Here is a 13166-nt window from a genome sequence, read left to right as displayed (position 1 = left end):
TATTATGATGAGATATTTACTATTTACCCTACTCCTAATTTCCTCCATATCTTATGCTGACACAATCAATTGTAAAGTAGTTGGTGTGAGTGATGGAGACACTATCACTTGCTTAACTACTCAAAAAGAACAAATTAAGGTAAGACTCTATCAAATAGATGCTCCAGAAAAAGGCCAAGACTTTGGCAATCGTTCTAAACAAGCGTTATCTGATCTAATTTTTAATAAAGAAGTCAGTATAAGAACACATGGAAAGGATAAATATAGAAGAATATTAGGAACTATTTATTATAAAACAATAGTATGTAGCTACCCTGCTGCCACAAAATCTAACCCTAGCTGCACTATAAAGAAGGATATTAATCTAAGCATGATCCAATTAGGTATGGCGTGGTACTACCCATTTACTAAGAAAAATGGTAGTTATGATAAAGAACAAGCGATAGCTAAACACAATAAAGTTGGTCTATGGTCTCAAAAAGCCATTGCTCCTTGGGAATTTAGAAAGAGTAAAAAAGTAAAAAATAAATAAAATTGGATGCTCTTTACTTCTCAGCAAGTATTTGTTGTATTTTGTCCATGTCTTGTACACTTGCAATAATTAGCACTATATTATAATTATTAACTTGTCTATTATACTAAAATAGTAGTTTGCACTTTTTACTTTCAATCTTCAACCAGATAGACTTTAGTATTAAGGATATGATTATCTATTCTATTGGATTAAATAGGGAGTACCGATGTTTGAGGCAGCCAATACTAGCCATTTCTATTTGGATGTACAAGGATTAGATACTAAAGCAACATTGCAGGTATTATCATTTAATGGTTTGGAAGCCATCTCCAGTGATTATGCTGTTGAGATCACTTTGGTCTGTGATCATCTTCGCTATGATATCACTCAGTTATTAAGTAAACCTGCTTTTTTATCTTTTGATAGTAATAAAACCACTGGCTGTCATGGCGTTATTCAAAACGTTAAGCGAGCTGCTGTTGGTAAGCATTATGCTACCTTTAAAGTTGTACTTACCCCTACTCTTTCTCATCTCAAAAAACGGGTCAATCAACGGGTATTTCGTAATAAAACTGTTCCAGAGATTATCAGTACGGTATTGTCTGAATATGGTTTAGCGCAAGGTCATGACTTTTCTTTTAAATTGAAAGAGTCTTATCCTATCCGTGAATACTGCACTCAATATGATCAGGACGATTATAGTTTCATTAATCATTTAGCTGAATCTGAGGGTATTTTTTACTTTTTTACACATAGTAAAGAAGGTCATACATTAACTTTTGCGGATGCTAATCCATTTTTTTCTAGTTTGTCTCAAGCAATTAAGTATGTGAGTGATACAGGCTTTGTGGCTGATGAACGGGTGATTAAGTCGTTTGATATTGGTCTATCCAGTTGTACTACTGAAGCTTCTTTTAGAAATTATAATTTTACTAATATGAAGATTCCTGAAGGCAATGCCCAAGGCTTACAAAGTGATAAAGCTAATGAAGCCATAGAACCCCCATTAGAAAGTTATGATTATCCCAGTAGACATGATAATAAACAAAGAGCCGATCAGCTTGCTAAGATTGAAATAGAGCGTTTAAGAGCTACTCAAGTGTTAGCCGAAGCCAATAGTGATGTCATAGGGCTTCATCCAGGGTTGTTTATTACGGTAACAGGGTATCTCTTAAAAGATGTGGAACAGCCTTGGTTAATTCGTGAGATTTGTCATGCAGGGAAACAACCTGCGGTATTGGAAGCCTTTGGTGATATGCATACTGCTAATAGTGCTACTACTAATAGTCAATTATATCGGTATATTAATTATCCCTTTTCTGAAACATTACAATTTCCTTTAGAGGATTTTGCTCAAGGCTATCGAAATGTGTTTGTATTGTCTCCCCAAGATGTACCTTATAGACCTGAGAGGTTATACCCTAAGCCTAAGATATTAGGTGCACAGACAGCTATTGTGTGTGGTCCTACAGGGGAGGAGATTTATTGCGATGAGTATGGCCGCATAAAAATTCAGTGTCACTGGGACAGAGAAGGTAATTACGACGAGCACTCCTCTCATTGGGTAAGAGTAGCCAGTAATTGGGCACATAATTCTTATGGCACCGTTGTCATACCTCGTGTGGGTATGGAGGTTTTAGTGGAATATGAGGAAGGTGACCCTGATTTTCCTCTTGTGGTAGGTGCACTACATAATGGCATTAATAAGGTACCTTATGAGTTACCTGCTAATAAAACCAGATCCGTATTTAAAACAAGTTCTTCTAAAGGTGGTGTAGGTTCTAATGAGTTTAGAATAGAAGATAAGGCAGGTGAAGAACAAATCTTTGTGCAAGCTCAGAAGGACTTTGATCAGCTAACTAAGAATAATCATATAGTGCAAGTCAATAATAACTCACACCTTCAGGTAAACAACGAACATAGTGAAACCATTAAAAAGAACCGTTATCAAAAGCAAGAAAGTGAGGAGCATCATTTAACAGAACTTGACCGCAAAACTCAAATACTGATGAATGACTATAAAACAGTAGGCATCTCAGAACATGAAACCATAGGTACCATTAAAACCGTAGAAGCAGGTATGGAGATCCATCTTAAAAGTGGTCTCCAGACAGTGATAGATGGAGGTCTTAGTCTTACTCTTAAAGCGGCTGGTCAACATATCGTGCTTAATCCAATGGGTATTTGGATGACTCAACCCCAATGGACAGGTGGTATACCTATGATGGGTACACCTTCTGTACCATTACCACCTTTAAGTAACGATAAAGAAGTAGCAGCCACAACATCACCCCCTGTGGTCTTAGCCCAACGCCAAGCATTATTAAAATCACAACCACGTTGTGAGATTTGTGAAAAAATGGCAGCAGAACAGACTAGAGTGAGTGCATAATGACAATAAATACCTATGCATTAATAGATGGCGTAATGCGTCAAACCGCTATAAAAGAGGTGTATAAGGCAAAACAGCCTATACAAGTTATTCCACTTTATATAGGAACATGTTTTCAAGATAATTACGACTTAGGACCAATTCTGGTGGCAGCACTAAATGGCTCGCATCTCATCACGCAAATCCAACAAGATTGGGCAGACAGTGCCACTATTTTACAAACTGATCAATCTTTACAGACTGTAGCAGAACACCTTAAACAATTTATCACGGTAACTGATGATTCAGGTAGTAATGCCTTATTTCGTTTTGCTGATCCATTAACCACATGGTATTGGCTAAACAGCTATCATGGAAATATCCCACTGGATATTTTTGGCCCAATTAAAACATGGCAAGTCAGTAACCCCATACCTGATTGGCAGCAGCCACAAACTGCACAATGGCAAATATTTGCACCTCTACCAGAGGCAACGTTTACTCACATTAGGCTAGACTATTTAAACGAACCACAAGTACAGGCATTAGATCAAGCGGCTGACTTTCGTTTTAAAAATAAACTATACCAATGGTTACAAACTGAGCGTGCAGACATATTACAATCCAAAACAGCTGAGCAAATTAGTCAATGGTTTGAGCTAGCAATGGTTAAAGTAAATACTTATAATCTAACCAATCAACGTACTATTGCACAATGGGTAGACCTGTGTACAGATTATGGACTAGATTTTATCAGTCAGGAAAATAGCCCCTATCAACAATGGCTACAACAAAATAGTCAATACAAAAGTTTACCTATTGATATAAAAATACAACACTTTTATGACTATACTATAGAACTAAGCTAACAGGATTAATAAGGAAATACTAGCATCATGACACAAACAACCTATACCGTAAAAAAAGGTGAATCCTTAGCCCAAATAGCTGCAAAATTTAACCTCTCTGTTAATGACCTTAAACAAGCAAATAACATCCCTGTCAATAACAACCTAATACACCCTGCACAAACACTTATTATTCCTGATAAAACCACCAATCAACTAAATAACCCCTTATCAACAAACCGTAAACAGGCTAGAAAAGACAGCCTTAATACCGCATTCCAACCCGATCCTAAAGGTATAGGCACTTGTCCTATACTAGATAAAATCAGAATCTTTCCTGTACGCTACGCAATAGACGAATCCCCAACTAAAAAAGGAACCTCACAAGGAGCGCATCCAATTCCTGATGATTGGGATTGGCCACTCACCCCTAAAAAATACTTTCCACAAATAAATACCCGTAGCTATACCTTACGTCAACTAAGAGATGGTTGGCTTTATGTTTACGACTGGACAGATGATGAACTCCATGAATACGAAATTAAAGGCGATACCTTTACCTTAATCAATATTTTTGACCGCAATGCCAAAGAAAAACAGCGTGACCCTAAAAAACAAAATGATAACCAACAAAAACCACAACAAGGTGACACAAAAAAATACCTTGAATACCAAGCCCACAGAATATTTTTATCCTATTCAGCGGTGCGCTGTACAGATAGAATAAAAATAAAACTGTGTACACCATTCTTTAGTAAATGGGCAAGACAGCTAGATTTAAATACCTACTGTACAGATCAAGACAGAACACTACCACATACTAAGTCCATTGCTGAACTAGGTAAATATGTTGCAGATATAAAACCAAATGCGTTACACCACAAAAGCTATATAGAAAAAAATCCTTACCCTAATCCTAGCTTTGCCACAACCAGTACACCTACGGTTTCACAAGCCAGTGATGCAGCAGAAACACAACATATAAAACCCATCATAAATGAAACCACCATCCAAGGGGCTATGCCTACTATGGATACAGGTATCTTTGTGGCACTAGATGACCCACTGGCCATAATAGACGACCTTACCATCAACCTAGCAGGCAGATGGGGCGAAGGCTACCAGTTTGAACAAGACAACGCCCATAAAGCAGGTGTAGCAGAACAATGTCTAGGGCTTATAGGGGCAGAACTAAAAGACTTTGTACCCGATAGAATTAGCCATAATGAAAATAAGCCAGAAGAATACTATGAATGCTTAAAAGACATCTATGCCCTACTAGAAAAACAAACCCGTACATGGGAACCTGGCACAGTTAATCCCAATATAGACATTATGAGCGAAAGTGGTCGTTACAAAATTAGACAGCGTGATGAGCTCGCTTGGCAATATGTAGACTTCAAAAAGAAATGGCATTACCGTGTAGAAGAATATCAACCAGAAGATACCAGTACCCACCATACTATAGCACTAGACGATATATTCCCTGCTAGTCAAAATGCACCTACCATACACCTATCCGAAAGATGGCGTGCAAAATACAAAGAATGGGATACCGTAAAAACATGGCGAGAAGACCTTCGCTTTGATGAAATGGTAGACTACCTTATCCAAATAGCCAAAGACAAAAAACGCTATCAAGACCATATACACAAATACCAACCTGACCTTATCGCATGGCTCAATAAACTAGATGGCAATGTAGAATCTGTATTCTTAGACCCCATTGATGAAGACCAAGCAAAAGAACTGCTTGAAACAACAGAAACCATCACCGCCTTCCTAAACCAAACTGCCCAAGGAAAAGAATGGATAAAACTACAATTCAATGATCCCCAAGTATTTATTGGACTAGCCCACTACAACTTTAGCAAAGAACTCTACGAATTTATCAAGAACATTATTGCTGAGATAGAAGCACTTACAGAAAAACAACTAGCACAAAAAATAGCTACTGCGAAACAAGGTCAAACACCCGAACTACAAGGATTACTAGGAGAAAGAGAAGGCATTCTGAGAGCCTTAGACAAAGTCAGTGCAGTTAATCGGGCTAATGAAATTGCCAGTGTTATCTCATTAGACATGGTAAAAAACCATGCCCTCTACAAAACCCTAGATGACGTAACCCACAAGCTCTTTGACACGCTCTATAAAATGAGCAATAACAGCACCAAATACCTCCTACAAGGTATTGCTAACAACACAATGGCTCTCCTAGACAATGTCAGCCTGCTTGCCTATGCTGCTAAAGCAACCATTGTTAACTTAGGCCCCTCTGGAGAAAAAATATACCTCACCCGTAATCAACGCTTTGCCACAGAAATGGCAGATTGGCAAGCAGCGATAAAAGCAAAAAAACAAGAAATTACAAAACTGACCGATAAAAAAGCCATAACCCTTGCCAAACAACAACTCAACCTTTTAGAGTCAACCCCACCGTACAAATGGTATATAGAAATAGGCACAAGCCACCAAGGGGTACCTATTATGAACTATAGACCACTGCTAAATGCCCTACTCAGCAGAGCCAGTGACACCAAAACACTGGCCTTAGTAAAAGAATGGACAACCCAAGGACGCCATATAATCAAAGGCTCCGAACTACCACTGATTGTATTAGCAGCCAACCTCTACAACTTTGGCTCTGTTGCCAAAGAACTACAACAGAGCTATACCCCTGAAAAAATGAAAGAATTTGTAGCATCGGCAGGTTATGCTATAAACACAGCTATGTCTATTTGGGTTTCGCCTGTTGCTAGTTCTATTAGCCCTCATTTATTTAACAAAAAAATAAGGGTTGTTTCCAGAAGCTTAAATTATTGGCTTGCTCGAACCAGTGGTACAAGGGTAGAAATAGCTAATTTAATGTCTAGTTTACGTAGTGGTTTTATGATGATGTCATTAGTAGGTACTGTTGCTGCTGGATTTGAATTATGGGGAGCAGTAGATGAGCTTAAAAACACAACCAGTACAGAAGAACATTACTGGGCTTGGGGTAAAGTTTTTATACTAGGCCTTATGGCAGGTAGTATGGGCATTCAAACATTATTATCATTTACTGCGGTGTGGTTTAAATTTGGTTGGTTTGCTTTACATCCTGGCTTTGCGATAGCTGCTTTAATTTTAGGTGTAATTTATTTAGCCGTATCAACTTATGCTAAATACTATAAACGTGATGGCGTTCGTTTATGGTTACATCGTTGCAGTTGGGGCAAAAATGAAAACTTTTGGCCTGATACTGAAAATGGGCATCTACAAGAATACCATGCGCTTTATAAAGCTGTACTACAACCTACAGTTATTGTAAATCCATTAGCTAAACAATTATTAAGCCCTGATGAGCGAACTAGGGCAATGTTAGGCAATTCCCATGAAAGTATTTGGGTAGGGATTGCACTTCCAGAAAAAATGGAGGGACATAATATTATAATAGATCTACTTTTAGTAGATACTAAAACCCAGAAGAAACTACCCTTATCAACTACATTTTATCAGCAATTAGAACAAACTCGTTATTGGGCAAAAACTTCTAAACCAGATCAGCCATTACAACTACCGAAGTATCCCTTAAAAACAGTTCAAGCAGATACATATTATAGTGCAGACAATAAACATAGACTTTTATATATTTGGTTAGATACAGCAAGTATTGATAAAGATACTCATATTACTTTAGAAGTTAAAATAACTTACCCTAAAATAGTATTTAATAGCCAAAACAATGAGCAGTTAACAGATCACTATCTATATCGGTTAGAACTGAATGATAAAACCTATAATACTCCCTGTAAAATGGTATTAGATGATTATCATCAAAAGTCTATCCCTAAAGAACAACAGTTAGGTACCAGTTTAACTCAAAATAGCCCCCAAATTATTTGGGTACCCACTGTTACAAGTAGTTAATAGGATATTTATGTTATTCAACAAAAAAACTAAACCAGATTATTATAATCAAGTTAAATGGTATCACACACAGTACCCTATGTTGAAAACATGGGATATTTGGGCGGTTAATAATAATCTTATTGTTGCTAGAATCATTTTTAGTTTTATAGTTTTTATATTTTTAATAGTACCTATAACAGGATTTTTCTTTTTAAGAGAACCAGAAGACCCATTTGGTTGGCCATTGCTAATTATTTTTTCTATACCTATACTTCCTATTATTTTATTTTATTTTATTTTGTTTGGAAAATTTTTATTTGTTTATCGTTGTACAGAGTATGGATTAGAATTTTATAGTGGTACAGATCTTAATAGAAAATTTATAATAGGTACTATTATTATTATTGTTGTTGGCGTTATTGTCATATTGTATGCAGCTATTGATACTAATCAACCAGAAGTGCTTTGGTTAGCCTTAATAGGACCTGGAGGTATGGGGTTAGCCGCTTTATCTCGCTTAAAATTTAAGGAAAACTTATCTAAAAAAGTTTTAACTAACCATAAGCAACGATTATGGAAAGAAGTTACTCACATACTCATTGATAAAAAACGTAAAATCATTACGTTACAAAGGCAAAAGAAAAATAATCTCAGTGGTCAATTACAGAATTATAAAACTTTTGTATTTTGTCCTAAAGATCGATTTGATGAATTACTTATCTTCTTTAAAGAGCAAATGCCTAATATCCCATGCATAGAAGAACCTGTAAAAATAGAGTGGCGTAATTAATTCTAAGATTAGCTACCAAGAGGATTTCTCTTGGCAGCTAAATACAATGTCCTAAGTTAATTAAACACTAAAGCATTTGTTCAAATTCATTGATTGCTCTGCATAATGCCTCAATATTTTCAACTGTTGGGCCATAGCCTTTACCTTGAAAAAATATACAAAACAGATCCAAACTTGGGTTATTTACATTAGTATATTCATCATATACTAGTGCTTTTCTCAGTACTTCTCTGTTTTCTACTTGGACTAAATGACATTCAATGTATGTTTTTAGTCTTTCTCGTTGGTCTACGTTCATGAATGCTGCTATTTCATTAGTAGTCACTTTACCATTAACGCTACAACAAGCATCAAAGATTAACTCTAATGTATCCTCATCATCAGGAATAAGACCTGAATCTGCTAAAAATGGATAAATACTTTGTGCAATATGAGCACCTTTAAATTGACACAGTGTGTAGTAAAGTTGATTTGTCATAGTGATTTCCTAATTTGTATAGGATGCATAAAGTACTAAGAAATCAGGCTTATGTGCCTTAATCTCCATAAAGTTTGGAATATAATCACTGATTATTTTCCAAATACTTTCATAGTATTCTTGTACATTTGTACCATCACCATTTTGTTCAACTCGCTCTCTTAAATATCCTGTCTCAATAATATGAGTACTGGATACGCCACAGCTATAATCAACTATTGGCTCACAAATACCATCCGTATCTATTTCTTTTATCTTATTCACTGCCTCGGCAGGAACCGACAAAGTATAAGTATTAGCTACTACCACATTGTCTTGTAAATAAGTAAGGCTATAATTTCTAATGATTACATCAAGGGCCTCTAATTCTTCAGTAGAAGGATCTTGATAGGTTATTCCAGCAAAGCTAATTTTAAAACTATCATTACTAGAATCCTCCTCACAGAAATTTTCCTCAATTCTTAGCAATTTTTTAGCTTGCTCATAGATAGGTGTACGAACACCACATAATAAAATATGTTGTACACGCTCTATAAACAATCTATTTAGCTTATGGCCATATTCTGATAAGTTACCTGCATTGTCTTTAAATAACGCTATAACTTCATCTTCTTCAGGTAAATTACCCTCAAATTGAATATACTCATAAAGACTATCCGCAATAGGTGAGTAGCCAGTTTCTGTTAATGCCACGATGACACGACTCATCATTAAATCTCCAAATAAATAATAGTTAATTTGGAGAAACACAACGCCCCACTGGGAAGTTGTATTTCCCCAGTGGGTGTAGTGTTTGACTTATTAAGCTTTTATATTGATCACAATAAATTCTGCATTAAAAGGATGTGTCACAGAATCATCTCTTAAATTTCCCATATAAGGGCGTATTAAGCTATGAAGCTGTGATAACTTTTCAAAGCTAACTTCTTGTGACTTCCATGATTGCCTAATAAGTCCTTGGTGCAAAATGTACGTTTCATATTCTCTCTTATCCGATGGTTCAACTGCTGTTTGATAAAGAAAGGTATTTATTCCTTCTATTTCTAACAGCGAATCTATCAATTGATTAGGAGCTTCAAATGAAAACGTTACTTTACTAGTAAGGTTATTAGCTAGGTAATCTCGCTCATATTTTTTCAATGAAAAATAAAAGTCATCCAGTACAGCAGTATCTACATAGTCTAACGTTCTATCTAAAAATCGAATTTCAAATTGATCTTCAGTAGAGTTATCTTGTAGATCTTCCCGTATTAGTAGCATAGCACGTACTTTTTCTCTGTATTCCTGAGACACTGCATTTAATAATGCTTCTCTGGTACATTCTAAAAATACATGGTTTAGCTGATTACCTACTTCATTAAAATCAGTACTCTCTTTAAATATCTGTAGGACTGTGTCTTCATCAGGTAATTGTCCCCGATTCTTCACAAAATCATACAAATCATAGGCTAGTAACGAATAACCTGTATTTACAATGTTTGCAATTGCTTTTGACATAATAATCTCCAAGATAATAATAAAATTGAAGATACTCCCACTGGGGAGTATCCCCAATGGGTGTGTTAAAGTTTTTTATTCTTCAGCTAGGTTAATTATCAGATAATCTGGTAAAAAGCTTTCTACATGAGGAATAAATCGGTTGAGCTATCACCATTTTTAATTACACTAAGAAGTTGATCATCATTGGGTAATGAATAACGCAGATCAGCTAAGCTTCGTGCAATTAAATAAGCTAATTTTGTATAATCACTGTTATACACAGTGTTCGATAGATCTAACATATTTTTTCTCCTAAAAAGAAGGAGAAACTTCCACCAGGGAAGTTTCTCCCTGGTGGGTGAGTTGTTTATTAAGCCGCTTTTGCCAGTAGTTGTTTAGCTAATGCCATTTCTACTGACTCACTGTCTGGATTTAAGCAATCTAAACCGCTATCAGGTATATCACCCGATGTACTTTGGGTAACCGCTATTTTTTTGGCCATGAGTTCTAAACAGTTTATCTGTGTCGTATCTCTATAACCTAAAAATAGCACTCTAACAGCCAGTGTTTGCCCTATCCGCCAAGACCTTCGGCTGGCTTGCATCATGGTGTACACACTCCAACCCGTCTGCATGAATACAATGGTAGGAAAGTCCAAAAGATCGAGTCCCGTTTTAACTTGTTCTGGATTGCAGATAAGTATATCAATGCCCTCATCTACTCGTGCCAAAATCCAGTCTTCGCGTTCCTCTGGTTTACACTTTAGGACGCCTACCTTAAAGCCTTCTCGCTCTAATATTGTCTTGAGTCTATGCGTTGTATCTCTGGTCTGTGTGTAGGTCGTATACACAAGAACACGTCGATTATTCGCTTTTTCCTCTCGGCAAATTCGGATCAGTTCCGCTTCTTTGGGCATGATGTCCACTGAAGTAAATAGGCTTTCAACTGTCGCCAATACTTTGTGTGTACCATCATCGTTTGTATCCCTTGGATGCGTTACTTCTTCCTCTCTAAAACAACAATCAGGCCATGCTAATAAGGTATTAAGTACTACACCTAGCAGCGAGGTATCCCCTCGTGCTAATGCTTTTTTCAATAAGGTAGTTAAGGTACCAACAAGGTAGTTATAAGCTTCTTGTTGGTCGTCTGTCATATCTACTTCAACAAACTCCTCGGTATAGTCAGGTAGTATATCTCCACCAATTTCCTTAAGTTTCAAGAAAACAGTGAAAGGTAGTACATACCGTAAAATACCTTTAGGACCAAAACCAGGAGCCTTAGAGGTACGATGGACCATTTTATTGCCCTTCGCTGTCTTGTGGCTTTCCCCTTGTTTTTCAGTAAAGATGTCTTTTAATACACCATGATCACGTTGGAATGCTGTTGAGGCTGTAGCTAGACTACCGCGTTCATTGGGCTTATACCCATCTTCAATCATTCTGCTCGTGATGACTCGAAACAGTAAGTAAAAGAGATCTGCTGCATAGCCTCCCATCAAGGTACCTGTCAGTAAGACAATTTTTCTTACTTTACTGGCAAGTACTCCCATTGCTTGGCCTTGAGCTGAACCTTCGTTCTTGTATTCGTGACCTTCATCCACGATCATTAGATCAAAGTAGCCTTGGGGTAAATAGCGTTTAATAAACTCTGAGGCTTGGTATCCACCCTGCCCAAAACTAAACTCTATTTTGCCCAAAGCACGTTCCATACGTACCGCTTGGCTATCATTAAAGACTAAGTCGCCTTGTTCATCCATTAGGTTAATAAAGTTATGTACATTGTCTACCAACATTTCCGCAATAAATTCAGTACCAAACGTATTGATGAGTTTGTTAGCTGTTGCAGAACCAATAGTAGGAATCTTGCACATTTCTTTAACCAGTTGCTTCCGAAAATCATGTTGCTCGATTTCTTCAGCCTTTGAACCTTTTTGTTTAACCTCGACTTTTTTGCCATTCATTAATGTCCAAAGCTTACTACCACAACTCTCACACTGTTGTTGATTTTTAATGTCATAAAACTCTTCAGGTGTGTAAGGTTGCTCTGTTTTTGGATTAATAATGTGACTAAAACAGTCTGGACAACAGGCTGCTGGTCTTATTTTAGTAAAGGTTTTTTGTGAAGCTTCATCCAAGTAACGTTCAACAAATCGTCCCTTTCTGCATACAGGTTGCCAATGGTAGCCCATACGCATTCTGACACGACCAAGAATATAAAACTCTGGCACATCTTCACTTTTAACCTTTAACGCTTCTCTGGCTTGCAGAAGCTTTGCTAATGTATCAGGACCATTCATTACCCATACTTTGGCATGGGGTACTGTTTCTAGTATTTCACGTCGCCATTTGTAAACTAAATGGGGTGGTGAAATAATTAATGATCGTTTATAACCTTCAGCAAATAATACTGCTGCGATCGTAATAGCCATCATCGACTTCCCAGAACCCATTTCTGCATTGATAATGGCCGCAGGTTCATTACGCTCTATTAAGAGCGCACAAACTGCTTGCACTATCTCTGCTTGGGCAGGAAATGGCTGACGACTCAGGTTATCCATTATCGCTTGGCGAATAGGATTGGCTTTTTCGGGTGTGTACACAGGTGGATTAGATTGTCCTAATGAGTCTAGTAGTTGGCCTTTAAAGGTATTAATAAATACACTAAGGTCTTGTACGAGTCCCTTACCTGGTATGTTTTGTATCGTTTGTAGTGCTGTGTTCATGTTGTTTCTCCAATAAAATAAGAAAAACAGGGCATGAACACAGCTACCCATAGGGTATTGTTCATACCCTGTGGGT

10 protein-coding genes are annotated in these 13166 nt (G+C 37.0%); 5 read left to right on the top strand and 5 right to left on the bottom strand.

What is annotated here, in order from left to right; all coding sequences use genetic code 11:
- Positions 1 to 85 precede the first annotated feature (85 nt).
- The 5 genes from ACQVD9_RS08085 (at position 86) to ACQVD9_RS08065 (ending at position 8411) form a co-directional block, all read left to right on the top strand.
- A complete protein-coding gene (locus tag ACQVD9_RS08085) occupies positions 86 to 532 on the top strand; it encodes a thermonuclease family protein (protein ID WP_264745541.1) in 447 nt (148 codons plus the stop codon).
- 208 nt (positions 533 to 740) lie between these two features.
- Positions 741 to 2906: a type VI secretion system Vgr family protein gene (locus tag ACQVD9_RS08080; protein WP_264745540.1), complete on the top strand. Its 2166-nt coding sequence runs from the start codon at positions 741 to 743 to the stop codon at positions 2904 to 2906.
- Positions 2906 to 3754 carry a DUF4123 domain-containing protein gene (locus ACQVD9_RS08075; protein ID WP_264745539.1) on the top strand — a complete coding sequence of 283 codons (849 nt, stop codon included), beginning with the start codon at positions 2906 to 2908 and terminating at the stop codon, positions 3752 to 3754. The genes ACQVD9_RS08080 and ACQVD9_RS08075 overlap by 1 nt, the downstream gene beginning before the upstream one ends.
- 27 nt (positions 3755 to 3781) lie before the next feature.
- Positions 3782 to 7639, top strand: coding sequence for a toxin VasX (locus ACQVD9_RS08070; protein ID WP_264745538.1), 3858 nt, complete (start codon positions 3782 to 3784; stop codon positions 7637 to 7639).
- 10 nt (positions 7640 to 7649) lie between these two features.
- Positions 7650 to 8411 (top strand): hypothetical protein, encoded by a 762-nt coding sequence (locus ACQVD9_RS08065; RefSeq protein WP_264745537.1) that lies wholly within the window; start codon positions 7650 to 7652, stop codon positions 8409 to 8411.
- Between the two features lie 67 nt (positions 8412 to 8478).
- Here ACQVD9_RS08065 and ACQVD9_RS08060 read toward each other — a convergent pair whose 3' ends face one another.
- The 5 genes from ACQVD9_RS08060 to ACQVD9_RS08040 form a co-directional block, all read right to left on the bottom strand.
- Positions 8479 to 8889 carry a hypothetical protein gene (locus ACQVD9_RS08060; protein WP_264745536.1) on the bottom strand — a complete coding sequence of 137 codons (411 nt, stop codon included), beginning with the start codon at positions 8887 to 8889 and terminating at the stop codon, positions 8479 to 8481.
- A 9-nt stretch (positions 8890 to 8898) separates the two neighbouring features.
- A complete protein-coding gene (locus tag ACQVD9_RS08055; protein ID WP_264745535.1) occupies positions 8899 to 9600 on the bottom strand; it encodes a hypothetical protein in 702 nt (233 codons plus the stop codon).
- 90 nt (positions 9601 to 9690) lie between these two features.
- Positions 9691 to 10386, bottom strand: coding sequence for a hypothetical protein (locus ACQVD9_RS08050; RefSeq protein ID WP_264745534.1), 696 nt, complete (start codon positions 10384 to 10386; stop codon positions 9691 to 9693).
- Between the two features lie 122 nt (positions 10387 to 10508).
- Entirely contained in the window at positions 10509 to 10670 is a 162-nt protein-coding gene (locus ACQVD9_RS08045) for a hypothetical protein (RefSeq protein ID WP_264745533.1), read from the bottom strand.
- Between the two features lie 68 nt (positions 10671 to 10738).
- Complete coding sequence (locus tag ACQVD9_RS08040; RefSeq protein WP_264745532.1) at positions 10739 to 13090, bottom strand: DEAD/DEAH box helicase family protein; 2352 nt, start codon at positions 13088 to 13090, stop codon at positions 10739 to 10741.
- Positions 13091 to 13166: the final 76 nt, after the last annotated feature.

The organism is Entomomonas sp. E7T21, from assembly GCF_058693955.1.
This window is presented reverse-complemented; position numbering and strand designations above follow the sequence as displayed.